The organism is Kitasatospora sp. NPDC050463 (assembly GCF_040655255.1).
GTDB lineage: Bacteria > Actinomycetota > Actinomycetes > Streptomycetales > Streptomycetaceae > Kitasatospora.
This window is the reverse complement of the sequence record NZ_JBFAJO010000078.1, coordinates 1-26609: the sequence shown is the minus strand read 5'-3', so window position 1 is coordinate 26609 and position 26609 is coordinate 1. Positions and strand designations below refer to the sequence as shown.

The 26609-nt window shown below is 73.4% G+C and carries 20 protein-coding genes, 1 pseudogene and 1 riboswitch; of the genes and pseudogenes, 10 read left to right on the top strand and 11 right to left on the bottom strand.

Annotated features, from left to right (window positions below; genetic code table 11):
* Positions 1-146 precede the first annotated feature (146 nt).
* On the bottom strand, positions 147-392 hold the full coding sequence (locus AB0J08_RS33755; protein WP_360641707.1) for a DUF397 domain-containing protein: 246 nt from the start codon (positions 390-392) through the stop codon (positions 147-149).
* Positions 393-906: 514 nt separating this feature from the next.
* Here AB0J08_RS33755 and AB0J08_RS33750 point away from each other — a divergent pair.
* A complete protein-coding gene (locus tag AB0J08_RS33750) occupies positions 907-1845 on the top strand; it encodes a hypothetical protein (protein WP_360641705.1) in 939 nt (312 codons plus the stop codon).
* Positions 1846-1994: 149 nt separating this feature from the next.
* Here the strand turns inward: AB0J08_RS33750 and AB0J08_RS33745 are convergent, their stop codons facing one another.
* Entirely contained in the window at positions 1995-4079 is a 2085-nt protein-coding gene (locus AB0J08_RS33745; protein WP_360641703.1) for a hypothetical protein, read from the bottom strand.
* Between the two features lie 352 nt (positions 4080-4431).
* Positions 4432-4633: riboswitch (cyclic di-AMP (ydaO/yuaA leader) on the top strand.
* On the opposite strand from AB0J08_RS33745, the gene AB0J08_RS33740 reads away from it, so the two are divergent.
* Positions 4620-5918 (top strand): transglycosylase family protein, encoded by a 1299-nt coding sequence (locus tag AB0J08_RS33740; protein WP_360641701.1) that lies wholly within the window; start codon positions 4620-4622, stop codon positions 5916-5918. (Overlaps the previous riboswitch by 14 nt.)
* Positions 5919-6088: 170 nt before the next feature.
* A complete protein-coding gene (locus AB0J08_RS33735) occupies positions 6089-6289 on the top strand; it encodes a hypothetical protein (RefSeq protein ID WP_360641699.1) in 201 nt (66 codons plus the stop codon).
* Between the two features lie 58 nt (positions 6290-6347).
* On the opposite strand, the gene AB0J08_RS33730 is transcribed toward AB0J08_RS33735, so the two are convergent.
* From AB0J08_RS33730 to AB0J08_RS33710, 5 genes are all read right to left on the bottom strand, one after another.
* Positions 6348-7367: a LacI family DNA-binding transcriptional regulator gene (locus AB0J08_RS33730; protein WP_360641698.1), complete on the bottom strand. Its 1020-nt coding sequence runs from the start codon at positions 7365-7367 to the stop codon at positions 6348-6350.
* A 25-nt stretch (positions 7368-7392) separates the two neighbouring features.
* Positions 7393-9105: a glycoside hydrolase family 13 protein gene (locus AB0J08_RS33725; RefSeq protein ID WP_360641696.1), complete on the bottom strand. Its 1713-nt coding sequence runs from the start codon at positions 9103-9105 to the stop codon at positions 7393-7395.
* A gap of 33 nt (positions 9106-9138) precedes the next feature.
* Positions 9139-10044, bottom strand: a complete 906-nt coding sequence (locus AB0J08_RS33720) for a carbohydrate ABC transporter permease (RefSeq protein WP_360641694.1) — start codon at positions 10042-10044, stop codon at positions 9139-9141.
* Positions 10045-10082: 38 nt separating this feature from the next.
* On the bottom strand, positions 10083-11084 hold the full coding sequence (locus tag AB0J08_RS33715; protein ID WP_360641692.1) for a sugar ABC transporter permease: 1002 nt from the start codon (positions 11082-11084) through the stop codon (positions 10083-10085).
* Positions 11085-11194: 110 nt separating this feature from the next.
* Positions 11195-12472, bottom strand: coding sequence for an extracellular solute-binding protein (locus AB0J08_RS33710; protein WP_360641690.1), 1278 nt, complete (start codon positions 12470-12472; stop codon positions 11195-11197).
* A 307-nt stretch (positions 12473-12779) separates the two neighbouring features.
* On the opposite strand from AB0J08_RS33710, the gene AB0J08_RS33705 reads away from it, so the two are divergent.
* Positions 12780-13286: a GNAT family N-acetyltransferase gene (locus AB0J08_RS33705; RefSeq protein WP_360641688.1), complete on the top strand. Its 507-nt coding sequence runs from the start codon at positions 12780-12782 to the stop codon at positions 13284-13286.
* A 90-nt stretch (positions 13287-13376) separates the two neighbouring features.
* Here the strand turns inward: AB0J08_RS33705 and AB0J08_RS33700 are convergent, their stop codons facing one another.
* The gene (locus AB0J08_RS33700) at positions 13377-14459 is read right to left on the bottom strand and encodes an aldose epimerase family protein (RefSeq protein ID WP_360641686.1); all 1083 of its coding nucleotides are present in this window, start codon (positions 14457-14459) and stop codon (positions 13377-13379) included.
* Positions 14460-14757: 298 nt separating this feature from the next.
* Positions 14758-17748 carry an AAA family ATPase gene (locus AB0J08_RS33695; RefSeq protein WP_360641684.1) on the bottom strand — a complete coding sequence of 997 codons (2991 nt, stop codon included), beginning with the start codon at positions 17746-17748 and terminating at the stop codon, positions 14758-14760.
* Between the two features lie 291 nt (positions 17749-18039).
* On the opposite strand from AB0J08_RS33695, the gene AB0J08_RS33690 reads away from it, so the two are divergent.
* Positions 18040-18987 (top strand): terpene cyclase, encoded by a 948-nt coding sequence (locus AB0J08_RS33690; RefSeq protein ID WP_360641682.1) that lies wholly within the window; start codon positions 18040-18042, stop codon positions 18985-18987.
* Positions 18988-19274: 287 nt separating this feature from the next.
* Positions 19275-20798, top strand: a complete 1524-nt coding sequence (locus AB0J08_RS33685) for an aldehyde dehydrogenase family protein (protein ID WP_360641680.1) — start codon at positions 19275-19277, stop codon at positions 20796-20798.
* Between the two features lie 200 nt (positions 20799-20998).
* On the opposite strand, the gene AB0J08_RS33680 is transcribed toward AB0J08_RS33685, so the two are convergent.
* Positions 20999-21250 carry a hypothetical protein gene (locus AB0J08_RS33680; RefSeq protein WP_360641678.1) on the bottom strand — a complete coding sequence of 84 codons (252 nt, stop codon included), beginning with the start codon at positions 21248-21250 and terminating at the stop codon, positions 20999-21001.
* 144 nt (positions 21251-21394) lie between these two features.
* On the opposite strand from AB0J08_RS33680, the gene AB0J08_RS33675 reads away from it, so the two are divergent.
* A complete protein-coding gene (locus AB0J08_RS33675; protein ID WP_360641676.1) occupies positions 21395-21718 on the top strand; it encodes a nuclear transport factor 2 family protein in 324 nt (107 codons plus the stop codon).
* A 6-nt stretch (positions 21719-21724) separates the two neighbouring features.
* Here the strand turns inward: AB0J08_RS33675 and AB0J08_RS33670 are convergent, their stop codons facing one another.
* Positions 21725-22948: a serine hydrolase domain-containing protein gene (locus AB0J08_RS33670; RefSeq protein WP_360641674.1), complete on the bottom strand. Its 1224-nt coding sequence runs from the start codon at positions 22946-22948 to the stop codon at positions 21725-21727.
* 75 nt (positions 22949-23023) lie between these two features.
* Here AB0J08_RS33670 and AB0J08_RS33665 point away from each other — a divergent pair, with 75 nt between their 5' ends.
* The 3 genes and pseudogenes from AB0J08_RS33665 to AB0J08_RS33655 all read left to right on the top strand — a co-directional run.
* Positions 23024-23533, top strand: coding sequence for an NUDIX domain-containing protein (locus AB0J08_RS33665; protein ID WP_360641673.1), 510 nt, complete (start codon positions 23024-23026; stop codon positions 23531-23533).
* Positions 23534-23824: 291 nt separating this feature from the next.
* Positions 23825-24535, top strand: a complete 711-nt coding sequence (locus tag AB0J08_RS33660; RefSeq protein ID WP_360641732.1) for a TetR/AcrR family transcriptional regulator — start codon at positions 23825-23827, stop codon at positions 24533-24535.
* A 132-nt stretch (positions 24536-24667) separates the two neighbouring features.
* Positions 24668-26609, top strand: a pseudogene (locus AB0J08_RS33655) (hypothetical protein); the annotation flags it as partial.

Here is a 26609-nt window from a genome sequence, read left to right as displayed (position 1 = left end):
CCGTCCGACAACGGCTCCCCCGGCGACGGCCGGCAGGACGACGTCCGCGCAGCGGCGCCCACCACAGGGCGGACGGCCGGAGAAGACTAAGGCCGTCGTGGTGTCAGCACCCACGACGGCCCCCCGATGGCGAAGAGGACGAACGGTCAGACCGCCAGGTGGTCGAACTCCCCGTCCTTGGCGCCCAGCAGCAGCGCCGCGATCTCGGCCCGGGTGTATATCAGTGCCGGACCTTCCGGAAAGCGTGAGTTCCGCATCGCCACGTCGCCCCCCGGGAGGGCAGCGAACTCGACGCAGTTGCCCTGAGAGTTGCTGTGCAGGCTCTTCTGCCAGACCACGTCCTTGAGGTCCGCAGCCGCCATCCCGTTGTACGTGTCGTAACTGTCGTGCATAGAAATCTCCCGAAGAGCTCCGGAGTAGTCGTCCAGCTCGGCGCCCCGGCACTCAGCCGAACGACTGGGCCGGCCCCGTACCGGCCCGGCACAACGCCTCACTTGACGCGATGATAGCTCCAGTGCACGTGCATCAGCACGGGACGTTGCAGGTGCACGGGGCTTTCGTCAACCAATCGGAACTCTTCACCGCCTCGACACCTGAGGGAACGTAAGCGGACATAACCGACTGGACCGGGAGGATTCCGATAACCGCCCGTAGGCGGCCGCCCGCTGAATGTTGATCTTCGAGCGCCCGGAGTCGCGCCACCGTGACACTCCGTCAGACCGTCCGCATGCTGTGAGACATCTCACGCGCCATCGCTGCAACGTGCCGCACCTCCCGTCACGTCCCAGGAAGAAGTGGTGGCCGAACAGGCATTGGTCACGGTATGTCCAGTTTTCGGGCAGCCCGCCCCTCCCGGTACGGCAGCCGACTGCAGCCTTGGCGGGCCGATGTCCTACGATCTCCGCCATGAGCACCGCAGCCATCCCGGGCGCGCCACTGCCCGTCCGCACCCCAGGCTCCCGTGCGCGGGGGCGCCACCGCCGCCCCGAGCGCCCCGAGATCCCGGCCGGCTCCCCGGCCCTGGTGCTCGCGGTGCCCGCGACCGCCGGGCCCGAGTCCCGTTCCGTCGTCGAGGAACTGCTCTCGATCGTACGCAGCGAGCAGAACGGCGTGCAGACCGCGGCCGGCTACCTCACCGGCGTCGCGGGCATGAGCGAGCCCGGCAGTGACGAGTTCACCGTCGCCGAACTGCTGGCGCACGCCGCCGAGACGGGCCTGCCCGCCCCGGTCGTGGTGCCGCTGGTCCCCGGCCCGCACGGCTTCCTGACCGAACTGCACGCGCTGGCCGCCGAATACGGCGCCCACGTCACCGACGTCCTCGGCCCGCACCCGCTGCTCGCCGAGGCCGTCCACGTCCGGCTCTCCGAGGCCGGACTGGCCCGGGCCGACCGCGCCCGGCTGTTCGCCATCGCGACGGCCGCGGACGGCGTGGTCCTCACCACGGTCGGCGGCGAGGAGGCCGCCGCGGCGGCCGGGATCACCGGCGTGCTGCTGGCCGCCCGCCTCGCGGTGCCGGTCGTCCCCGCCGCGCTCGACGTGCCCGGCTCGGTGGCCGCCGCCGTCGCGCACCTCAAGGAGACCGGCTCCCAGCGCCCGGCGCTGGCCCCGCTGGTGATCGGTCCGGAGGCCGACTCCGAGCTGCTCGCCACGGCCGCCGAGGAGACCGGCTGCCCGAGCGCCGCGCCGCTCGGCGCCTACCCGACGGTGGGCCAGCTGATCGCCTCCACCTATCTGGCCGTGCTGCCGGCCGTCGCCCCCGAGGCGTACGCCGAGGCGGCCGCCGCCGAACAGGCCGCTGCCGAGCAGGCCGCTGCCGAGCAGGCCGCGGACGCCGTCGCCGAGTAGCGGGCCGCGAACGCCGTAGGGCCCGGAGCGCACCCGCTCCGGGCCCTCGACGTGTCCGCCCAGGACACCCGGGACGCCCGGAACGCGCGGAACGGCGCCCGGGTCGGCCCCTCGGACGCCGGCCCCCGGAGGCCGGCCCCGCGGACGCCTCAGGAACGCCCGTCCACCCGGCCGGTGGCCGCCGCGGCGTCCCCCAACCGCAGCGTCGGCAGCTGGACCGGCCGGGACTGCGCGGCGAAGGCGGCCACAGGCACACCGGTCGCGTTCCACTGCGGCTGCGCGGCGCCGCCGCCGTCCGCCTTGCGCACCTGGAGCACCTCGGCCTGCCCCGCACGGCGCAGCAGGATGTTCTTCGGCGGCGCGGACTCCGGATCGATCCAGAGCTCGTTGCCGCCGAACTCGCAGTCCAGCACGAGGAGGTCGTCCGGCTTGCCGTCCGGGTCGGCGCGGAAGGCGATCCCGGCCCTGCGGTGGCCGGTGAACCGGCTGCGGCTGAAGGTGACGGCCTCCCCGGCGAGTTCGTGCCGTGCGGTGGAGACGGCGAAGTCGCTCTGCCCGGCGGCGTCGATCAGCAGCCCGTCGAAGAGGGTGCCCTTGTCCCGGCCGAGCGAGTGCAGCACCACTCCCCCACCGCCGTTGCCGTACAGCACGCTCGCGGTGTAGTCGAAGTCGTTGAGGTAGGCGCCGTGCTCGATGCCCCACCCGCCGTTGTGGTAGGCCGCGAACTCGGTGACCACGTGGTGCTGCTGGGCGTTCAGCCAGACGAAGACGCCGTTCCGCAGGTTGTTGTGGGCCAGGCAGCGCCGGAAGGTCCAGACCCCCTCGCTGTTCTCCGGCCACTCGAAGCCGGAGGCGCCGTCGGCCCCCTGGACGCCGACGGCCACGCAGTCCAGCGCCTTGCCGCCGGTCCCGGCACCGAGGTTGAAGCCGGTCAGCCGGTAGGCCCGCGGGTTGGGCTCCAGCAGCGTGCGGGAGGCGACGCAGGACTCGTAGACGATGTCGTGGGACGGCTGCTGCGGGGTGCGGGTGTCCGGCGGGCCGTCCCACCAGTAGGCGTCCTCCCAGGTGTCGTGGCTGATGCAGCTGCGGAAGGTGATGCCGTGGCTGGCGTGCGGGACGAAGGCGTGGCTCCCCGCGTCCCGCACCACCACGCCCTCGACGACGGTGCCCCGGGTGGCGTCGCCGAGCATGTGGAAGTGCAGCCCGTAGCGGCCGAGCACCGGGGCGGTGACCGGTGCGCTGCCGTCCGGGCCCTTCCAGGACTCGTCGGTGTCGGTGCGCGGGCCGACCCAGCGCAGCGTCGCGTGCCGCAGATCGGCCCGGCGGGAGCTGGTGAGGTGGACGTGGGCGCGGCCCTCGGCGGTGCCCTCGATCCGCACGCTGCGGGTCAGGTTGAGCACCTCGGCGCCGACCGTGACGCCCCCTCCGGCGCTCACCCGGGGGTGCGCGTACGTCAGCGGCGCCGCCAGGGTGACGGTGGATCCGCTGACGGACCGGACGACGGCCAGGTCGTAGCGGGTGGAGAAGCCGTCCTCGTCCGGCGGGCCGGTCGGGGTGACGGCCAGTTCGTCGCCGGGCAGCCAACCGGTGGGCGGCGCGGCCAGGGTGACGGTGGTGTCGCCGGCCCCGAGCGCCCGGTCCGCACGCACCCAGGCGGTCTTGACTGCGCCGTCCAGCCGCAGGTAACCGGCGCCGGTGACCCAGAGACCGACGTCGGTGTCGACCACCTTCATGCCGTCGCCCCGGAAGCGACGCTCGTCGACGGCGGGGAAGCGCACGGTGTGCACGGCGGCGCCGTCGGGTGCGAGCGCGAGGGTGCCGCGGATCTCGACGTTGCCGTTCGCGGCGAGGGTGAGGCTGCGGTCGGCGGCGAAGGTGAGCGCGCCGCCGGGCTCGACCAGCAGCGAGCCGACCGTGGCGTCGGTGTCGAGCAGCACCCGGTCGGTGATCCGGACGGCGTCCCGCGGGCCGGGCACGCGGCCGCCCCAGCCGGCCGGATCGGACCAGCGGCGGCCACCCTGGTCGGGGGTGGGTGCCGGGGTGGTCCCCCCGGGTGCCCCCGAGGGCGACGGAGCGCCGTGCTGGTGCCCGGCGGCCGGGTCGTCCGCGCCCGGGCCCGGGACGGGGCCCTCCACGGCGGTCACGGGCTCGGAGCGGCCGTCCAGGGAGCGCCGCAGCGCCTCCTCGCCGCCGACCGCCGCGAACACCGTGCCGACGGCCAGCCAGCGCAGCATCGTCCGACGGCGGACGGGAGTTCGGGGTTCGGCGGGCAGGATGTCCGCTCTGCGGTGTTTTGCCCGGCCATGCGCGCCGCATGGCCTCGCGGCCGGCCGACCGGCCTCCGGGTCCTCGTCCATGGCCATCGCTGCGTAGCCCTCCCCCCAGACGGCCGCGTCGATCCTGACGCCCTGAAGCATAGGCAGTTGCCGTGACTCCGACGGGTGTTGCTCGAAATCGGTCATTTCTGATCATGGTGGACAGCCATTCACCACCTCTTTCGCAAACCGTGACGAGCGTCACACATGTTTGCGGTTTGAACTTAAGTCTGCTTAACGTGCTCCCCGTTCGTGGCCACACGGACCCAGCACACCCGCAACGCCGAGTCCTGCCGTCGGGTGCGCTGGCAGCGCGGAACGCACCACGGCAGGAGCGGGGGAACCACAGGTAAGTCGCCCCGGACCGGTCCTCGTGACCGGTTCAGGGCTAGGGGTGAAGCCGCAGCCACAGCGCGGCCGGGCAACTCCAGCCCGAATCCGACAGCTCACCTCGCAGGCGTGGGAGAGGACCACGTCTTCATGCTGCCCACCAACGGCACCCGTCTGTCCGGCCGCACCCGCCGCGCGATCGCCACCCTCGGCGTCGTCGGCATCGGTCTCACCGTCCCCTGCCTCACCACCGGCAGCGCCTCCGCCGCCTCGGTCGCCACCTGGGACAAGGTCGCCCAGTGCGAGAGCACCGGCAACTGGAGCATCAACACCGGCAACGGCTTCTACGGCGGCCTCCAGTTCACCAGCAGCACCTGGGCCGCGTTCGGTGGCACCGCGTACGCCGCCCGCGCCGACCTCGCCACCAAGGACCAGCAGATCGCGATCGCCGAGAAGGTGCTCGCCTCCCAGGGCCCCGGCGCCTGGCCGGTCTGCTCCGTCCAGGCCGGTCTGACCAAGGGCGGCACCCCGGCCGCCGTCGACACCTCCACCGCCGCCCCGAAGGCCACCCCGGCCCCGGCGCCGACCCAGGCCCCCGCCGCCAAGCCGGCCGCGCCCAAGGCCGCCCCGAAGGCCGCCGAGGCCCCGGCCGCCGCTGACTCCGCCCAGCAGTCGCAGGGCGGTCAGGACTGGCAGCAGTACCACCGTCAGGCCGACGCCACGTCCGACGACTACACCGTCGTCGCGGGCGACTGGCTCTCCTCGATCGCCGACAAGAACGACATCCAGGGCGGCTGGGAGCGGCTGTACGAGCTCAACCGCAGCTCCCTCACCGCCGGCCCGCACGTCATCTACCCCGGCCAGCACCTGAGCCTGGGCGACCGTGCCAAGGCCCACACCTCGGACGAGTCCGGCAAGGGCTTCGACTGGTTCAACCGCTCCTCGGGCGCGACCGGCCACGCCGCCGGCACCACCGCGACCGCCGCCAAGCCGGCCGCGCCGACCCAGGCCCCGGCCGCCAAGCCCGCCGCCCAGGAGACGGCCCAGGCCCCGGCCCAGGCCGCCACCGGCAGCATGGCCGCCGCGGTCTCCTTCGCCCAGTCGAAGGTCGGCCAGGCCTACGTCTACGGCGGCACCGGCAACGGCGGCTGGGACTGCTCCGGCCTGACCCAGGCCGCGCTGCGCGCCGCGGGCATCTCCGTCCCGCGCGTCGCCGCCGACCAGGCCGCCGCCAGCACCCACGTCTCGCTGGACGCCCTCAAGCCGGGCGACCTGCTGTTCTGGTCCAACAACGGCCAGGACTCGGGCGTCTACCACGTCGCGCTCTACATCGGCGACGGCAAGTACGTCGAGGCCGCCAACCCGAGCTCGGGCGTGCGGACCCAGACCGTCGCCAACTGGGCCCCGGACTTCGCCGGCCGGGTCTGATCCCCTCCCGTGCGGGCCGATCCGGCCCGCACGGCTACGCCGCAGCCCCCGGAGAGAGTACGGTCGCTCCTCACCGGGGGCTGTGGCGCGCCCGCGCGCGGGACGGCCGGGCCATGGCCGGATCCGGTCCCGGCGGGCATGCTGCTGCTCCGCACCCGAGGAGGAGTCACATGGCCCAGGTCACCGTCACGCTCGACGCCGATCTCGCGATCGACGCGATGATGCTCTCCGGTACCACGAGCCCGCAGGACGCCGTCGAGCTGATCCTGCTCGACTACCTGGCCCGCAGGCGGCGCACCGAGACCCGGACCGGCGACGCCGCCGACGGGCAGCGGGCGAACCAGCAGCGCCCGACCGCGCAGGAGGGCTGAGGGCGGACACCACGGGGCCCCGGAGAGCGGTTCGCTCTCCGGGGCCCCGGTCGTCGTCTCAGCGGGCGCAGGCGCCCGTGGAGCCGCGCATCACCAGCTCCGGCTGGAACATGAACTCCCCGCGCTGGGCGGCGTTCCCGCCCACCTCCTCCAGCAGGGCGTCGACGGCCGCGGTGGCCATCGCCTCGACCGGCTGGCGGATGGTGGTCAGCGGCGGCTCGGTGAAAGCTATCAGCGGCGAGTCGTCGAACCCGACCACCGAGACGTCCTGCGGGACGGACAGACCCCGTTGGCGCACCGCCCGGATCGCGCCGAGCGCCATCATGTCGCTGCCGCAGACGATCGCCGTACAGCCCTTGTCGAGCAGCGCACCGGCCGCCGCGTGCCCGCCCTCCACGCTGAACAGCGTGTGGTGGACGAGTTCCCCGGCCTGCTCCTCGGTCCGGCCGAGCACCTCCCGCAGGGCCGCTTTGAAGCCCTCGATCTTCCGCAGCACCGGGACGTAACGCTTCTGCCCGACTGCCAGACCGATCCGCTCGTGGCCGAGTTCGGCCAGGTGCTGGACGGCCATCCACATCGCGGCCCGGTCGTCCGGCGAGATGAACGGCGCGTCGATCTTCTCGCTGAAGCCGTTGATCAGCACGAACGGCACCTGCCGGCCGGTCAGCCGGGCGTACCGGTCGTGGTCGGCGGCGGTGTCGGCGTGCAGGCCGGAGACGAAGACGATGCCCGCCACGCCCCGGTCGACCAGCATCTCCACCAGTTCGTCCTCGGTGGAGCCGCCGGGCGTCTGGGTGCAGAGCACCGGCGTGAAGCCGTGCCGGCTCAGCACCTGCTCGATCACCTGGGCCAGCGCGGGGAAGATCGGGTTGCTGAGTTCCGGGGTGATCAGCCCGATCAGGCCCGCACTGCGCTGGCGCAGCCGGGTCGGCCGCTCGTAGCCGAGCACGTCCAGCGCCGCCAGCACGGTCTGCCGGGTGGCGGCGGAGACGTTCGCCTTGCCGTTGAGTACGCGGGAGACGGTGGCTTCGCTGACCCCCGCCTGCGCCGCGATATCTGATAGTCGCGCCGTAGTCACGGTCCCAGAGCCTATTGCAACCACGTCAGACCGCCCACCAGTCGGTGCTGTCCGGAGCGAGCACCGTCTCGCCGCCGTCCACCGCGGTGTCCGTCACGGCGTCCGTGGAGGAGAGCAGCAGCCGGCCGGGCACGGCTATCCGCACCGGCTCGGCGGTGGTGTTCACCGTGCAGACGAAGGAGCCGCGGCGGAAGACCAGGGTGCCCTCGGGACCGTCCAGCCACTCGACCCCGGTGCCGGCGCCCAGCTCGGGCCGCTCCCGGCGGACGGCCAGCGCGCTGCGGTACAGCTCCAGGGTCGACGTCGGGTCGCCGGTCTGCGCCTCGACGCTGAGCCCTGCCCACTCGGCGGGCTGCGGCAGCCAGCTGGGGCCGCCGGCGGTCGGGCCGAAGCCGTACGGGGCCTCGGTGCCGGACCACGGGATCGGCACCCGGCAGCCGTCGCGGTAGCCGTCCTGGCCGGCCTTGCGGAAGAAGGACGGGTCCTGGCGGACCTCGTCGGGCAGGTCGGTGACGTCCGGCAGGCCGAGCTCCTCGCCCTGGTAGATGTACGCGGAGCCGGGCAGCGCGAGCATCAGCAGGGTGGCGGCGCGGGCCCGGCGCAGACCGAGCTCGCGGTCCCCGGGGGTACGGATCTGGGTGCCGAGGCCCGGCGGGTTGGCGAAGCGGGTGGCGTGCCGGGTGACGTCGTGGTTCGAGAGCACCCAGGTGGTGGGGGCGTCGACCGGGCGCATCGAGTCGAGCGAGAGGTCGATCACCGCGCGCAGCTCGGCGGCGTCCCAGGAGGTGCCCAGGTACTGGAAGTTGAAGGCCTGGTGCAGCTCGTCGGGGCGGACGTAGTTGGCGGTGCGCTCGACGGTCGGGGTCCACGCCTCGGCGACGCCGATCCGCTGGCCCGGGTACTCGTCGAGGATCTTCCGCCAGCTGCGGTAGATCTCGTGCACGCCGTCCTGGTCGAAGAACGGCATGACGTCGTTGCCGAGCAGCTTGAGCTGGTCGCCGCCGCCGATGTCGGGCAGGCCGGCGGCCTTGACCAGGCCGTGGGCGACGTCGATCCGGAAGCCGTCGACGCCCATGTCCAGCCAGAACCGCAGGATCGAACGGAACTCGTCGGCGACGGCCCGGTTCTCCCAGTTGAAGTCGGGCTGCTCGGGGGCGAACAGGTGCAGGTACCAGTCGCCGGGGGTGCCGTCGGGGTTCTCGGTCCGGGTCCAGGCCGGGCCGCCGAAGATGGACTCCCAGTCGTTGGGGGGCAGTTCGCCGTTCTCCCCCTGGCCGGGACGGAAGTGGTAGCGCTCGCGCAGCGGGGAGGCCGGACCCTCGCGCAGCGCGCGCTGGAACCACTCGTGCCGGTCGGAGGAGTGGTTGGGCACGAGGTCCACGATGATCCGCAGTCCCAGCCCGTGCGCGTCGCGGATCAGCGCGTCGGCGTCCAGCAGGGTGCCGAACATCGGGTCCACCGCGCGGTAGTCGGCCACGTCGTAGCCGGCGTCGGCCTGCGGGGAGGCGTAGAACGGCGAGAGCCAGACGGCGTCCACCCCGAGGTCGCGCAGGTAGGGCAGACGGCTGCGGATGCCGGGCAGGTCGCCCATGCCGTCACCGTTGGAGTCGGCGAAACTGCGCGGGTACACCTGGTAGATGACCGCATCCCGCCACCAGCCTCTGGACGCGCCGGTGCTTGCCTCGTGAGCGGTGGCGTCGGCGGCGGGCCGGGAGGTGTCGGCCAGGTTCTGGGTCATGGACGGTATCCCTTGGGACTAGAGAGCGGCAGGTCAGGACTTGGAGGCGCCGGCGGTCAGGCCGGTCACCAGGTGACGCTGCACCAGGTAGAAGAAGAGCGCGGACGGGATCGCGATCATCACCGCGGTCGCGGCCATCAGGTTCCACTGCGAGTCGTGCTCGCTCACGAAGGTCTGCAGGCCCACCGAGAGCGTGTAGTTGTCGGAGCTGAGCATGAAGGTGGACGCGAAGGGCACCTCGGCCCAGTACGTGAGGAAGGAGTAGAACGCGGCCACCGCCAGGCCCGGGCGGGCGAGCGGCAGGATCAGCCGCCAGAAGGTGCCGATCGGGCTCAGCCCGTCGACCCGGCCGGCCTCGTCGATCTCCACCGGGATGGTGTCGAAGTAGCCCTTGAGCAGCCAGGCGCAGTACGGGACGGTTGTGGTGGAGTACACCAGGATCAGCCCGAGGTGGGTGTCCAGCAGGCCGAGCGTCGACATGATGGTGTACATCGGCACGATCAGCACGGCGATCGGGAACATCTGCGTCACCAGCAGCGACCACATCAGCGGCCGGTGCCCGGGGAAGCGCATCCGGGAGACGGCGTAGCCGGTGGTGGCGGCGAACATCACGCCGACCACGGTGGTGACGCCCGCGACGATCAGCGAGTTGACGAACCAGGTGAAGAAGTCGGTGTCGTTCAGCACCGTCGTGTAGTTCGACAGCGTCATCTTGTCGAGGATGTCGCCGGGGTGGAGGTAGTCCGTCTTGTCGGGGCCGAGCGAGACGTACAGGATCCACAGCACCGGGAAGAGCGCGATCAGGCTGGCCGTGATCAGCGCGCCGTGCGAGAGCGCGGAGGCGAGCGGGGAGTTCTGGCCGCGCGGGCGCAGCTTCCCGGGGGCGGCGGGGGCGCTCGCCGCGGCGGCGGCGCGGGGGCGTTCGGTGGTGGTACTCATCGGTTTACCTGCCTTCGTGGTCGCTGGAGTACGGGGCGTCAGCCGTTGGCCTGCTCGTTGCGGGCCAACCAGCGCCGGTAGAAGGTGGTGAAGACGATCAGGATGGAGAGCAGGATCACGCCGTAGGCGGCGGACTGCGCGTAGTCCCGCGGCTGCTGGCCGAAGCCGAGGTAGTACGCCCAGGTGACCAGCAGCTGGGCGTCGGGCGCGCCGGTGCCGAACAGCAGGAAGATGACCGCGAACTGGTTGAACGTCCAGATCACGCCGAGCAGCACGACGGTGGAGGAGACGGTGCGCAGCCCGGGCAGGGTGACGTACCGGAAGCGCTGCCAGGCGGAGGCGCCGTCCATCTCCGCGGCCTCGTACAGCTCGGCGGGGATCGACTGCAGGCCGCCGAGCAGCGAGATCATCATGAACGGCACGCCGACCCAGGTGTTGACCAGGATGGCGGCGGCCTTCTGCGCGAACGGGTCGGAGAGCCAGCTGGGTTCGGGCAGGTGCAGGAAGCCGAGGATGCTGTTGACGGCGCCGCCGTCGGCGAGCATCAGCCGCCAGGAGAAGACGGTGACGAAGGTCGGCACGGCCCAGGGCAGGATCAGCAGCAGCCGGTAGGCGGTGCGCCCGCGCAGCTTCTGGTTGAGCAGCAGGGCGAGGGCGAGGCCGAGGGTGTAGTGCAGGGCGACGCAGATCGCGGTCCAGGCGATGGTCCAGACGAAGTGCGACCAGAAGCGGTCGTACGAGCCGGGGCCCCAGAGGATGTCGGCGTAGTTGTCGAAGCCGACGAACTGATACGTCGCCGGGATCTCGTTGACACCGATGGTGCGGGCCGAGTTGAGGCTGTTGGCGTCGGTGAGGGTGAGCCAGACGCCCTGGACGAGCGGGTAGATCACCAGCACACCGAGCACCAGCACGACCGGCGCGATCATCGCGTAGGCGTACCAGTGCTTGGCGTACGAGCGCTTGAGGCGCTCCATCAGGCCCGGACGCGGATCGCGCTCCCGGCTGCCCTGGCCGGTGGCGCCCTGCACGGCGACTGACATTGTTCGACACCTTCTCGGAGGAGGTCCGCCGCCTCGCTTCGGCGACTGCTGCTACGGGTCTGGCCGTCCGGCCCGCCGGGAGGTGGCGGCGGGCCGGACGGCCGGGTGGACTACTTGGCGAAGCCCGGGAGGAGCTTGGCGTAGTCGGTGGCGACGGTGCTCAGGCCGTCCTGGGTACCGGTGCCCTGGACCACCTTGCCGAGGTTGGTGCCGAGCGAGGCGAACAGCGAGCTGTACTCCGGCAGTTCGGGGCGCGGCTTGGCGCTGCTGAGCACGGCCTGGAAGTCGGCGATGCCGGGGTCGGCCTTGACCTCGGGGGTGAAGGCGTCGGCGCGGGTCGGCAGGGTGGAGTTCTTCTGCGCGATGAAGGCCTGGCTCTCGGCCGAGGTCATGAAGGCGGCGAACTTCTCGGCGGCGGCCTTGTGGGCCTTGTCGGCGCCCGCGTAGACGGAGATGTTGTGGCCGCCGGTGGGGGCGCCGGCCTTGCCGCTGGAGCCGGCCGGGACGGGGGCGATGCCGAGGTTGGTCTTGTCGGCGAACGCGGAGCCCTTGTAGATGTTGGTGATCTCCCAGGGGCCCTGGATGATCGCCGCGACCTTGCCGCTGTTGAAGGCGTCCATCATGTGCGCGTAGGCGTCGGTGGTGACGTCGGCCTTGGCGGTGCCCGGCGAGGTGAACATCGACTTGTAGGTCTCGATGCCCTTGACGGCCTCGGGCGAGGTGATGGTGATCTTCTTGCCGGCGGCGTCGACGGTGTCGGTGCCCTCGCCGAACAGGAACGGCATCGCGTAGTAGCCGTCGGCGGCCTTCAGCCAGAAGCCGTCCACGCCGGCCTTCTCCTTGACCGTGGCGGCGGCGGTCTTCAGCTCGTCCCAGGTCTTCGGGGCGGCGGTGATGCCGGCCTTGGTGAAGAGCTCCTTGTTGTAGAGCAGGCCCAGGGTGTCGGTGACCAGCGGGACGCCGTAGATCTTGCCCTCGTACTTGGCCTGCTGGATCAGCGTCGGCTGGAAGGCGGCGGAGTCCGTCGCGGCCGGGGTGCCGTCGAGCGGCTCCAGGTAGCCGGCCTTCGCGAAGGCCGCGGTCCAGCCGACCTCGGAGCGGAACACGTCCGGAGCGCCCTTGGCCCCCATGGCGGTCTGGAGCTTGTTCTGCGCCTGGTCGAACGGCACGTTGACGAAGTCGACCTTGACGTTCGGGTTGGCGGCCTCGAACTTCTTGGCGAGCTCCTGGTAGTTCGGCGCCTCGTTGGTGGCGTTCGACGTGTCCCAGTAGGTGAGGGTGACCGGCCCGTCGGCCTTGCCGTCCGAGCTGGAGCCGCTGCTGCCACAGGCAGCCATCGAGACCGCGAGGGCCACAACGAGGGCAGAGGCCGCGATGCCACGCCGCATGAGAACTCCTTGGGAGGGTGGGGGTGCCCGAGATGTTGCGAGACAGGCGCATAATGGCTGCCTCGCGCCGACCGCGCTGTTGCTGCCGTCGGGCTGGAAGGAAGTTAACAGCGGCGCAATCATCACCGAAAGTCCTTGCAGCAAGTTTCTGCAAGATTCGCCGATCGTTACGCCCGCGTGTCCTGGACGTAGCCGCACGGTAGTTGACAGCGGAACGTTCTATGGCGCTTTGTCCGGTTCACCCCGGTGCTCGGCCGGGCGGAAAATACGCTGGGTGGCGGCAAGCCCCTTGCAGCAGACTGGGCGCATGCTGATCAGACCCGCCACGAGGGAAGAACTGCCGCTGCTGTGCGCACTAGAATGGGCCGCCGGGGCGCCGTTCGCGGCCATCGGGATGCCGGAGATCGCGCAGGACGAGCCGCCCGCCCCGGAGGAGCTCGCCCGCTTCCTGGACGAGGGCGTCGCGCTGGTCGCGCTGGACGCCGGGGGTGCGCCCGTCGCCTATCTGCTGGCCGAGCCGGTGGACGGCGCCCTGCACATCGAACAGGTCTCCGTCCACCCCGGCCACGCCCGCCGGGGCATCGGGCGGGCGCTGATCGAGCACCTGGCGGCGGGCACCGACGCACCCGCCCTGACCCTCACCACGTTCACCGAGGTGCCCTGGAACGCGCCCTACTACGCCCGCTGCGGCTTCCGGCCGCTCGCCGGCGGCGAGCTCACCCCCGGCCTGCGGGAGATCCGCCGCCGGGAGGCCCGGCACGGACTGGACCGCTGGCCCCGGCTCTGCATGCGCCGGGAGCTCCCGGCACGCTGACCGTCCCGCCCGACCGGCTCACCGCGCGGCCGGGCCGGGGCTTCGACCCGGCCCGGCCGTGTTCCGCGGGGGCCCGCCGACGGGCCCGGCTCAGCTCACGCCGAGGCGCAGCACGGTCGTCGAGCGGAACTCCTCCCCCGGGCGCAGCTCGGTGCTGGGGAAGTCCGGGTGGTGCGGGGAGTCCGGGAAGTGCTGCGTCTCCAGGGCGATCCCGGCGAACGGCCCGTACGGGACGCCGCTCGCGCCGGTCACCGCGCCCTGGAACTTGTTGGCCGTGTAGACCTGGAGGCCCGGTTCTGTGGTCAGCACCTCCAGCGTGCGGCCGCCGACCGGGTCCTCCAGCAGCGCCGCCCGGGCCGGGGTGCCGTCGGCCGGGCGCGGGCGGAGCACCCAGTTGTGGTCGTAGCCGCCGGGCCCGACCAGCTGCGGGTGCTCGTCGTGCACCGACTTGCCGATCGGCCGGGCGACGGTGAAGTCGAACGGGGTGCCGGCCACCGGCTCGGTCCGGCCGTCGGGGATCTGGCGCCGGTCGGCCGGGGTGTAGGCGTCGGCGTCGAGGGTGAGCAGGTGGCCGAGGACGTCCCCGTGGCCCTCGCCGGCGAGGTTGAAGTACGCGTGGTTGGTCAGGTTGATCACGGTCGGCGCCCCGGTGACGGCGCGGTAGGCGATGGTCAGCTCGCCGGCGGAGCGCAGCGTGTAGTCGACGGTGACGTCGAGCGCGCCGGGGAAGCCCTGGTCGCCGTCGGGGCTGTGCAGGTGCAGCCGGACGCCGTCGGGCAGTTGCTCGGCCTCCCACATCCGGTGGGCGAAGCCGTCCGGGCCGCCGTGCAGGGTCACGCCGTCGCCGGTCGGGGCGAGCGGGTGCTCCTCCCCGTCGATGGTGACCCTGCTGCCGTCGATGCGGTTGGCGTAGCGGCCGACAACGGTGCCGTAGTGCCGCGCCGGACCGAGGATGTCGGCCAACCGGTCGGAGGAGAGCAGCAGTTGACCGGGCCGGCCGGCGCGGTCGGGGGCGCTCAGGGTGTGCAGGGTGGCGCCGAGGGTGAGCACGCTCGCCTCGTAGGGGCCGGCCCGCAGGGTCCAGCGCTCGATCGCGGCGCCGGCGCCCGAGGGTTCGAGGGGTTCGCGCCGCACGCTGGTCGGCTGCGAGCCGTTCGCCGGGGGCGTCGCCATGGCCTGCTCCTCACTGGCGGCCGCGGCGTGCCGCGGCCCCTGGTACCGGGTCCGTCCGGGGCCCGCAGCCCCGTGGGCCAGCCTAGTCAGCGAGGCGGCGGCGGGGGCGCTCATGACGCTCCCGCGCGCCGCCGCCCCGTCTCCGTCCGCCGGGCCGTTCCGTCGCATCGTTCCGAACCGCGTTCTTCCGGGCCACGTTGTTCCCGGCCGCGCGATCCGAGCCCGCTCTCCCGGGCCGCACGCTCCGGCCGCACGCTCCGAGCCGCTGCTCCGGATCGCCGTGACCACCGTGATCGCGCTAGTCCGCCGTGCCCTCGCGCTGCTCGGGCGGCATGCCGAGGGCCGAGGCCAGGCCGTCCGGGCCACTGCCCGCCTTGCGGTAGACGGCCGCCAGCCGCCGGTTGACCAGATTCAGGTGGACACCCAACTCCTCGGCGATCCGCTGCGGCGGCACACCCCGGACGGCCAGCCGGGCGACGTCCCACTCGGGCTGGCTGAGCATCTCCCGGACGTCCGCCAGCCGGTTGGGCCGAAGACCGTAGTTGGCCAGCTCGTGGCGGGCCTGCTCGACCAGGCCGTCGGCGGCGCAGTGCTGGGCCAGCTCGATGCCCTGGTACAGGTACTCCTGGGCGTCCTCCAGCCGGCCGACCCGGCGCAGCGCGGCACCGAGGTCCACCAGGGCGACGGCGTGCTCGTAGCCGGCCGGCGACTGGCCGAGGTGCCGGACGGCCTGCTCCAGCAGTTCCACCGCCTGCTGACCGTCCTCGATCTGGGCGTGCAGCCGCAGCGCGGTGCCGATCGCCGAGGCGGTGCCGAACCGGCGGGCGTCACGGACCGACCGCTCCGCGTACTGGCGGGCGCTTTCGGGCTCGTCCTGCGCGAGCGCGATGGCGAGGTGTCCGGCCCACGGCGCCCAGACCGTGTTGTGCCAGCCGCGGGCGTCGAGCTGGGCACCGGCCTGGGTGAGCGCGGCGGCCGCCCCGGCGTTGCGGCCCTTGGCGAGCAGCAGCTTGCCGTACAGCGAGGCGGCGTCCGGCAGCACCATCGCGGTCTCGTGGTACGGCGGGCCGAAACCGAAGCCGCTCGCGAGTTCCCAGGCCTCGTTGATCCGGCCGCGGGCGATCAGGGTGTCCACCAGGACGCCGACCGCGTCCCAGGCGAGCGGCAGCTTGGGGCCGATCCGCTCGGAGAGCCGCAGGGCACGGCGCAGGAAGTCCTCGGCCTCGGCGAGCAGACCCCGGCGGAACCGGGCCAGGCCCATCAGGAAGTACGCGAAGCCGCGGTGGGCACCGCTCCAGCCGGCCACCTCGAACTGGACGATGGCGTCCCCGAAGAGCCGCTCGGCCTGCGCGATGCGGTCGTTGTAGGTGTACGAGAGGCCGAGCGTGGCGGGCAGTTCGAAGCCCCAGGTGTTGTCGGTCCAGCCGAGGCCCTTGGGTAGCCGGCCCTGGTCGAGGACCTGGTCCGCGTGGCACAGCACCTCGGCGGAGGGCTCGCCGCGCAGTGTGAGGTCCCAGGCGCGCAGGGCGAGCACCGCCCGGTCGGCGGCCTGGCGACCGGTGAGGCTGCGGCAGAGCGCGCCCAGCCGCTCGGAGCGGCCCGGGCCGTTCTCCTCGGACTTGCGGTAGGCGTGCCACATGAACGAGGCGGCCTCCAGCCGGAGCCGCCCGGCCGGGTCGCCGACCGTCTGCTCGGCCTCCTCCTGGCAGACCCGCGCGGCCTCGCCGAGCTGACCGCTGTGCGCGAGGACCTCCGAGAGCCGGAAGGTGGCGTCCACCCGCAGCGCGGGACGCAGCGGACCCTCCTCGGGGTCGAGCGCGAGCCGCAGCTGGTTGACGGTCGCGCCCGGGTCGGTCAGCAGGGCGGAGCAGCCGAGCTCGTAGAGCACCTCGGCGCGGTCCTCGTCGTCCGGCGGCTCGGCGAGGGCGCGGTGCAGGCAGCGCTGCGCGGCCTCGGGCGCGCCGATCAGCAGGTGCTCCTGCGCCGCCCGGCGCAGCTTGCGCACGGTGCGGTCGTCGCCCTCGCCGGGGAAGGTCTCGACCAGGTGGCGGGAGGCGGCGAGCAGGCCGAGTCCGGCGTTCTCGATCTCGGCGGCGGCCACGCCGTGCATTCCGGTGCGGGTGGACTCCGGCATGGTGTTGTAGATCGAGCTGCCGATCAGCGGGTGGACGAACTCCAGGTTCCCGTTGGGCGTCTGGGTGAGGACGCGCTGGCGGCGCAGCTGCTTGATGGACTCGCGGGAGCCCTCGGCGCTCTGGGTGGAGATCCGGGCGGCGAGGTCGGGCCGGATGTCGGTGCCGAGCATGGCGGCGGCCCAGGCGAACCGCAGGGTGGTGGCGCCGAGCCGGTCCAACCAGCCCTTCAGGGTCATCCCGGTGGCGTCGACGGCGAGTTCGCGCAGCTGCTGGGAGTTCTCCTCGACCGGTTCGAGGTCCTGGTCACGGACCTGGTCGAGCAGGGCGACGGCCTCGTACGGGTTGCCGTTGACGACGTTCCAGAACTCGTAGCAGAAGGAGTCCTCCGCCTTCGTCCCGAACTCGGCGCGGATCATGTCGGTGACGGAGACCAGCGAGAGCCGGCTCAGCTCGTGCCGGCGGGTGGCGAGCCCGGTGACGGCGGACCGCTGCTCCTGGGCCTCGGGCTGCCAGTCGGCGGCGTCCTCCCGGTAGGCGAAGACCAGCAGGACGGGCAACTCGCGGGCCCGGACGGCGAACTGGGTGAGCCAGCCGAGCGATTCGAGGTCGGCCCAGTGCAGGTCGTCGACGATCATCACCAGCGGGGCGCGGCGCGGGGCGAGCTGGGTGAGGACGTAGTCGAGGCCGTCGCGCACGCCCTGCGGGTCGAGGCGCCGGGCGCCGGTCTTCGGCTGCTTGAGGCCCATGGCCGGTCCGACGACCTCCTCCCACGTGCCCATCACCTGCCGGAACACGTCGGGGGCGAGGCCGCCGAGGACGGGCTGGAGCAGTTGGCGCAGGACGTGGTACGGCTCGTTGAACTGGCGCTCGCCGCCGCGCGCGAAGAGCACCGTGGCGCCTTCGCGCAGTTTGGCGATCCGACGGACCTCGTGGAGCAGGCTGGTCTTGCCGATGCCGGGCCGGCCGGAGAAGGTGAGCAGCTCGCCGATCTCGGTGCCGCCGGCGGCGAACTCGCGGCAGAGCTTCTCCACCGCGGCCTCGGCCGAGCGGAGTTCGGCATCGCGGTCGCGCAGCCTGACCCGGGGTGACAGAGCGTCCGTCTCCTGCCCTCCGGCGGCCGCCCCCGCCCGACGTTCGTGTCCCTGCTCGGTCACCGTGGTGCCTCCGCCTCGCTGTTCCCTGCCCGTGGAGCCGAGATTAGCGCCGCCGGGGGCGCGCCGTGCGGCATTCGCGCAGGCTGGGGCGGAGATTGATGGTTCGGACGGCTTGCCAAGGGCAATTGCCCTATATCCCTAACGTCCGATCATTGCATCAGATACTCTACGGCATTCCCATCGAGTTGATCTTGCCAGATGGACCACCCCGTGGAAACCCGCCACGCCAACTCCCCCACAATCAACACCAGTACCGCCAGCGCCCCCACCATCCGCCGCACCGGGAGTCCGATGTCTGACGACACCTCACTGCAGCTTCCGTTCCCGCACCGCCGCAGCCCCCACGGCCCGTACGCCACCGAGCTGCACCGCGCCTGGCTGACCCGGCATCCGCTGCTCCCCGACCCGGCCCACCCGTCCTACGCCCACTGGGACGTGGTCGACCTCGCCGCACTCGGCTACCCGGACGCCGGCCCGGACGAACTCGCCCTGGCCGCCGACCTGATGGGCTTCTACTTCCTCTTCGACGACCAGTTCGACGGCCCGCTGGGCCGCTGCCCGACCGAGGTCGCCCCGATCTGCGAGCGATTGATCGCCGTCCTGCACGGTGCCCGCCCCGACGCCTCGTCCCCGGTCGAGACGGCGTTCGCGGACCTCTGGGACCGCAGCGCGCGCGGCATGCCCGCCCGCTGGCAGGCCCGGGCGGCCTACAACTGGGAGTGGTACCTGGCCAGTCACCCGGCCGAGGCGGCCGGGCGGATCTCCTCCCGGCCGCCGGACCGGGACGGCTACCTGGTGCTCAGGCGGGGCACTGCCGCGATGGAGACGATCTTCGACATGGTGGAGCGCCTCGGCCAGTTCGAGGTACCCGCCGCCGTCCTCCATCACCCGGTCCTGCGTCAACTCCGCCAGCTGGCCGCTGACATACCGTCACTCAGCAACGATGTCCGGTCCTTCCCGCTGGAAGCTCCGCGCGGTGACGTCAACAACCTGGTGATGATCGTGCAGCGGGAGCGCCGCTGCTCGGCCGAGGAGGCCTGCGCCGTGGTGATGGCCGAGGCCCAGCTGATGGTCGAGCGCTGCCGCGAGCTGCACGGGCAACTCCCCGACGTCTTCCGGGAGCTGGGCCTGGCACGGGTGGAACGGGCGATCGCCGGGCGGTACGCCGACGGCCTGGTCACCTGGCTGGCCGGCTACCTCAGCTGGGAGTCGCGCACCGGCCGCTACCAGTCCGCCTGAGCCGGACCGCCCCGCCCCGGGCCGGGCGCACCGCCCGGCCCGGCGGCGGAATTCGGCCGGAACGCGCACCCTCCGTGGATGTCTCACGTACGGAGGGTATCCGCAGCCGCCGTGCGCGGCTAGGGTGCCAGGGCGTGCCCGCCACGCCCAGCGGCGGGTGCCCCGGCGGCGCCCCGCCCGCGTGTGCGGCCGCACCCTCCACCGGGCCGCCGGTCCGCGGCCCGGCGCGCCGCCCGGCCCGTGCGCCGCGGCGGTGCCCCCCGACAACGCGAGGAGGCACCCAGCACATGACGGTCTACCTGCCCCCGGGGCAGCCCGGAAGCATCGTCGCCTACCGGCCCCGCTACGAGCACTGGATCGGCGGCCGCTGGACGCCGCCGATCCGCGGTGAGTACTTCGAGAACCCCAGCCCGGTCACCGGTGAGGTCTTCACCGAGATCGCCCGCGGCACCGCCGAGGACATCGAGGCCGCCCTCGACGCCGCCCACGCCGCCGCCCCGGCCTGGGGCCGCACCTCGCCCGCCGACCGCGCCCAGGTGCTGCTGCGGATGGCCGACCGGATAGCCGACCACCTGGAGGAGCTGGCGGTCGCCGAGAGCTGGGACAACGGCAAGCCGGTGCGCGAGACGCTGGCCGCCGACCTGCCGCTGGCCGTCGACCACCTGCGCTACTTCGCCGGCGCGCTGCGCGCCCAGGAGGGCGGCCTCTCCCAGCTGGACGAGGACACCGTGGCGTACCACTTCCACGAGCCGCTGGGCGTGGTCGGCCAGATCATCCCGTGGAACTTCCCGATCCTGATGGCGGTCTGGAAGCTCGCCCCGGCCCTGGCGGCCGGCAACGCGGTGGTGCTCAAGCCCGCCGAGCAGACCCCGGCGTCGATCCTGTTGCTGGCCGAGCTGACCGCGGACCTGCTGCCGCCCGGCGTGCTCAACGTGGTCAACGGCTACGGCCTGGAGGCCGGCCGCCCGCTTGCCTCCAGCAGCCGCATCCGCAAGATCGCCTTCACCGGCGAGACCGGCACCGGCCGGCTCATCTCCCAGTACGCCAGCGGCAACCTGATCCCGGTCTCGCTGGAGCTCGGCGGCAAGAGCCCCAACCTGTTCTTCGCCGACGTCGCGGCCGAGCAGGACGCCTTCTACGACAAGGCGCTGGAGGGCTTCGCGATGTTCGCCCTCAACCAGGGCGAGGTCTGCACCTGCCCGAGCCGGGCGCTGATCCAGTCTTCGGTCTACGACCGGCTGCTCGCCGACGGCCTGGAGCGGGTCCGGACCATCCGCCAGGGCGACCCGCTGGACACCGAGACCCAGGTCGGCGCGCAGGCCAGCGACGAGCAGCTGAAGAAGATCCTCTCGTACATCGAGATCGGCCAGGCCGAGGGCGCCAAGGTGCTGACCGGTGGCGAGCGGGCCGACCTCGGCGGGGCGCTGGCCGGCGGCTACTACATGACGCCCACCGTCTTCGAGGGCGTCAACAGCATGCGGATCTTCCAGGAGGAGATCTTCGGCCCCGTCCTCGCGGTCACCCGCTTCGAGGACTTCGACGACGGGATCGCCCAGGCCAACGACACCCTGTACGGGCTCGGCGCGGGCGTCTGGAGCCGGGACGGCAACACCGCCTACCGGGCCGGCCGGGCCATCCAGGCCGGACGGGTCTGGACCAACTGCTACCACCTCTACCCCGCCCACGCGGCGTTCGGCGGGTACAAGAACTCCGGCATCGGCCGCGAGACCCACAAGGCGGTGCTGGAGCACTACCAGCAGACCAAGAACCTGCTGGTGAGCTACTCCCCCGACGCCCTCGGCTTCTTCTAGCCCGCCGATAGCCGGCCGACAGCCCGCCGACAGCCCGCTGGCAGCCCGCCGACGGGCGCGCACCTGCCGGCTTCGGCCCCCGGTGACGCGAAAGCGCGGAGTGGGAAGTCGGACCGGCCGACTTCCCACTCCGCAACCACTCCCCGTGGTCCGCGGCGCGACACCCCTCGCGAGGTCGCCCCACCGCGTTTCTCCCGAGCTCACCCGCCGAGCGGCCGCGCCTTGGCCGTCGCGAACTCCCCGGGGGTGAGCAGGCCTTGCTGGGCCGGCCGGCCCAGGTCGGAAAGCTGCGGGATCCGGACGCCCGGGGCGATCCGCCCGCCGACCGCGCGCGGTGCCCCGGCGGCCTCCTGCGCCCACACGTGCTCGATCAGCATCGGCAGCGCGACCGTCCCCGGGGTCAGCGGCTCGGCGGTCTCCTGGGCGTCCTCCGGCGGTTCGGCCGGACCCATGGAGCTCCCTCCTGCAAGCAAATCGCCCATATCGGGATCTAAGCACATGAATACCGAAAATCACCGACGCGCCGCCGACATGCCCGGACACGCCCGGCGGACGCCTTAGACAGGAGTCCCGTCCCTTCACCTCCGGGAGACCTCATGACCATCGCCATCGCCAAGCTCTCCGACCCGACCGTCCGCGCCGCCGTCGCCGCGATCAACGCCAACGACCGCGCCGCCTTCATGGCCCTGCTCACCGAGGACGCCACGATGTCCGACGACGGCTCCGACCGCGACCTCGCGGACTGGATCGACCGGGAGATCTTCTCCAGCCGGGGCCACATGGACGTCCAGTCCGAGGCGGACGGCGGCCGCGCGCTGATCGCCAACTACAGCAACGAGACCTGGGGCGAGATGCGCACCGCCTGGCGCTTCGTCGTCGACGGCAACCGGATCAGCCGCTTCGAGACCGGCCAGGCCTGACGCTCCTCAGGACAGCCCGAGGCAGCCGCGCACCGCGTGGATCAGCTGGCGGGAGCGGACGTCTCCCGTCACCCCGGGCTGCATGCCGTTGGTGACGTAGCCGAACCCGAGACCGAGTTCCGGGTCGGCGAAGCCGAGCGAGCCGCCGCGGCCCGGGTGGCCGAAGCTCGCCGGCGAGGCCATCAGCGCGGTCGGGCCGTGCCGGAAGAAGCCGAGACCGAAGGTCGAGTTGACGATCAGCACCCGGTCCGGCCCGCTGACCACCGGCCCGGCCGCGCGGGCCAGCACCTCCGGTCCCAGCAGCGGCGGCAGCGTCGTGCCAGGGGCACAGCCGTACCGGTCGGCCGCGCCGACGAGCACCGCGTAGAAGCGGGCCAGCGACCGCGCGGTGCCGATCCCTCCCGCTCCGGGGATCTCGGCGGCCTGCACCGCCGGATCGTTGAGGTCCACGCCGGGCCGCACGGACGCGAAGGCCCGGGCGGTCAGCGAGGCCGGGTCCTGGTAGGCGTCCCGCACCGCCTGCTTGGGGCGCAGCCGCAGCCCGCTCGGGCCGGTCCGGGCGGCCTCCGGCGCGGGCAGGTCCACCAGCCGGCCGACCCGCGGCGCGGCTCCGGCCGGCAGCCCGATCCACAGGTCGAGCCCGAGCGGCCGGGCGACCTCCTCGGCGAAGTACTGGCCGACCGTCCGCCCGCTCACCCGGCGGACCACCTCGCCGACCAGCCAGCCGAACGTGTAGGGGTGGTAGCCGTGCGCGGTGCCGGGCTCCCAGGCGGGCGCCTGGGCGGCTACGGCCGCGACCGCCCGCTCCCAGGTGAGCACGTCCTCCAGCCGCAGCGGCACGTCCAGCGCCGGCACGCCGGCCTGGTGCGAGAGCAGCCAGCGCACCGGCACGGCGCCCTTGCCCGCCGCCCCGAACTCAGGCCAGTACGAGGTGACCGGCGCGTCCAGGTCGAGCTGCCCGCGCTCGGCGAGCAGCAGCGCCGTGGTGGCGGTCAGGCCCTTGGTGACCGAGCGCAGCACCTGCGCGGTGTCCGCCGTCCAGGGCACGGCCGGCGCGGGCCGCCCGCCGACCTCGGGCCGGGCGTCGCCGCCCCACAGGTCGACCACCTTGCGCCCGCGCAGGTACAGCGCGAACGCCGCGCCGAGCTCGCCGTACTCGCGGAAGTTGCGCGCGAAGGCCTCCCGTACGGGCTCGAAGCCCTCGGCGGTCTCGCCCCAGATCTCCACCACAACGCGCCCCCGGAGTCGTCCGAATTCCGTCGTGCCCGCGTTCGAACCGGGCCCGGAAACCCTAACCTGTCCGTCATGACCAACCCTGCCGAGGAACTGCTGGACGTCGTCGACGAGCACGACCGGGTGATCGGGACCGCCCCGCGCGGGGAGGTGTACCGGCAGGGGCTGACCCACCGCTGCGTCTTCGTCCTGGTCAGCGACCGGACCGGGCGGATCTTCGTGCACCGGCGCACCGACACCAAGCTGTTCGCTCCGGGCTTCCACGACATGTTCGTCGGCGGGGTGGTCGGCGCCGGCGAGACGTACGCGAGTGCCGCCGTCCGGGAGGCCGAGGAGGAGCTCGGCGTCAGCGGGATCGAGCCGCGCCCGCTGCTCAAGTTCCTCTTCGAGCAGGAGGGGCTCTCCTGGTGGTGCGACCTGTACGAGGCGCGGTGGGACGGGCCGGTCGCGCCGCAGGAGTCCGAGGTCGCCTGGCACGCCTGGCTGACCCCGGAGGAACTGGACGCCAGGCTGGCCCGCGACGCGTTCGTCCCGGACGGCCTGGAGGCCTACCGCCGCTACCGCGAGCTGCGCCCCGCGTAGGGGCCCGGGCCGGGCGTCCGGCAAGATCCACGGCCGCCGCCCCGGCCGGATAGGGTGACGCCCATGGCTTCCCGTACGCCGTCGGCGGCGCCCACGTCCCCGCGCACCGGCCGGAGCAGCGCCCGGGCCGCCGGCAGCACCGGCGCCCCGGGCGGCGCGACCCCGGACCCCACCGCGCCCGGCACCCCGGCCACGGGCGTCCGGGCCGCGAGGAGCGCCCGGGCCGAGGACGGCGCCGCGGCCGAGAAGCGCACCGACCGGAGCGGCGAGCGGCCGCGGCGGCGCCTCAGCGTGGACGAGCGGCGCGAGCAGCTGATCGCCGTCGCCCTGGAGCTGTTCAGCCGGCGCCCGCCCGAGGAGGTGTCGATCGACGACATCGCCGCCGCCGCCGGCGCCTCCCGCCCGCTGGTCTACCACTACTTCCCCGGCAAGCAGGCGCTGTACGAGGAGTCGCTGCGCCGGGCCGGGCGCGAGCTGGCCGGGCGCTTCGAGGAGCCGGCCGACGGCCCGCTCTCCGAGCGGCTGTACCGGGTGATGGGCCGCTACCTGGACTTCGTGCAGAGCCACGGCCCCGGTTTCGCCGCGCTGCTGCGCGGCGGCTCGGTGGCGGCCAGCGCCGGGACGTCGGCGGTGATCGACGAGGTCCGGCGGGCCGCGCACGACCAGATCCTGTCCCACCTGGCGGTCCCCTCACCCAGCCCCGGTCTGCGGCTGACCGTCCGGGCCTGGATCGCCAACGCCGAGATCACCTCGCTGGAGTGGCTGGGCGAACGCTCGGTGCCGCTGGAGGAGCTCCAACTCCACCTGGTCCAGGAGTTCGTGGCGGCCCTGACCCTGACCGCCGCCCGGGAGCCCGCGCTGGCCGCCGAACTCGCCGGCTTCTTCGCCGCCGAACGCCCCGACGGCCCGACCGGCCGGCTGGTGCGCGAACTCGCCGCCCTGTTCGCCGACCCCGGCATCGCGGGCGCCGTCGCCGCCCTGGTGGTCAAGCCCGTGCACTGACCGGACGCCGGTTCTGCCACAGCGGCGGCCTCTGATAGGAATGTGCACGGATCTGACGGCACGCCGGTGACGAGCGCGCCCGGACCCACCGAACCACCGAACGCACACGCAGCAGAGCGGGGGGCTCATCAGTTGACCCAGGACGGCCAGTTCAGCGCGGAGGCCAATCCCTTCGCCCCGGCCGAGCAGGTGTCCGCGACGCTCGGCGCGCTCACCGAAGGCCTCTTCGAGAAGCACACCTCGCGCCACCCGGCGGCCTCGCTGACGGCACTGCGCGCCGGCGCCCACCCGGCGGCCGAGGCACTGTTCAACCTTCCGCTGGCGCCCAACGGCCCGGTGCACGACGCCGTCGACCGGCTCGGCACCGTGGTCACCGCCGGGACGGCCCGCCCGGGCACCGGGGCCCCGCTGGCCGAGCTGGCCGGCGGCGCGCTGCTGGCCCGCTACGGCGGCGGACCGGTGCGTGGCGCGGCGGCCGACCGGGGTGCCGTCTCGGCCGCGCTGTTCGAGCTGCCGGTGGCCGGCGAGATCGCCGCCCCCGAGTTGCGCCCGCCGTTCGCCGCCGCGCTGGCGGCGCTCGCCGGCGGGCAGCAGACCCGGCAGCCGGTCGAGCTGGCCACCGGCGCCGGCGCCGAGGTCCGCCTGGTCGTCCCGCCCGGCTTCCACCCGCTGACCTCCCCGGGCGGGCCGGTCGGCGTCTCCGCCCGGACCGTACCCACGGGCCCGGCCGGTGCGGCCGGCCTAGCCACCGCCAAGGGCATCGACCCGGCCACCGGCGCGGCCGCCGCCGAGCTGACCGCCCACCTGGCCGAGGTCGCCGAGGAGCTGTTCAGCGGCACCGGTCCGGCGCCGCGCCGCGATTTCGCGGTGATCGCCGCCACCCTGGCCGACGCCATCACCGCCTCGGGCACGGTCTACGCCGGTGTCTGCGCCCTGGAGGTGGCCGGCCGCCCGACCGACGCCACCCTGGTGGTCTCGCTCGCCCGGCACCCGCTGCCGATCACCGGGCTCGCCACCGAACTGGCCACCGTCCGTCGGCACGCCGAGGTCTGGACGGTGCTGCTGCCGGCCGGCCCGGCCGCCGTCCTGGTGGAGGGCCGCAGCGTCCCCGTCCCCGGTCCGCTGGCCGCCGACGGCCGGCGGCGCTGGGTGGTCACCTCGGTGGTGGAGGCGTTCGTCCCGCTGCCGGACGGCGTCTCGGTGCTCTGCGTCCAGCTCGCGACCGCTCAGCCGCAGGACTGGGACCTGTACACGGAGGCCTTCGCCGAGCTGCTGAAGAGCGTGCAGTTCGGCTGGGACGGCGTGGCGGGGCAGCTCACCGCGCCGGTGCAGGCCTTCGCGCCGGCGGTGCCGACCGCGACCCCCGCCCGGGGCGTACCGGCCGAGGCCTTCGCGACCCCGGCGACCGCCACCGAGCCGGCGCCCGCCGAGGAGCCGCCGGCCGGCGCCACACCGCTGCCGGTGCACCTGCGCGGCACCCCGGTCCGGATTCCCCCGGCCGACTTCAACCCCTTCGCCCCGGTCGCCGACCCGACGCCCGCCGAACCCCTCCTGGTGCCGGACGACAGCCCGGAGGCGGCCGAGCGCCGCCCCAAGGGCACCCCGGTCATGGTGCCGCCGCCGGACTTCGACCCGTTCGCCCCGCAGGCCGCGACGCTCACCGACACCACGGTGCCGGAGGCCGGGGACGACCCGGACCGCCGGCCCAAGGGGACCCCCGTCATGGTGCCGCCGCCGGACTTCAACCCCTTCGCCCCACTGCCGCCCGACACCCTCACCCCCGCCGCCCCCGAGGCCGCACCACCCGCCGTCCAGGCCGTGGACCCCTTCGGCACGGTGACGGTCGACCAGCCGAAGGACCCGTTCGGCACCACCGTCCCGCAGCCCGCGGCCGTCCCGCCGCCGCCCACGGCGCCGCCGGCCGCTCCCGCGCCGACCGTCACCCTGCCGACCGCCGACCCGGCGGCCGGGGACGGACCGGACGACCCGGACCGCCGGCCCAAGGGGACCCCCGTCATGGTGCCGCCGCCGGACTTCAACCCCTTCGCCCCACTGCCGCCCGACACCCTCACCC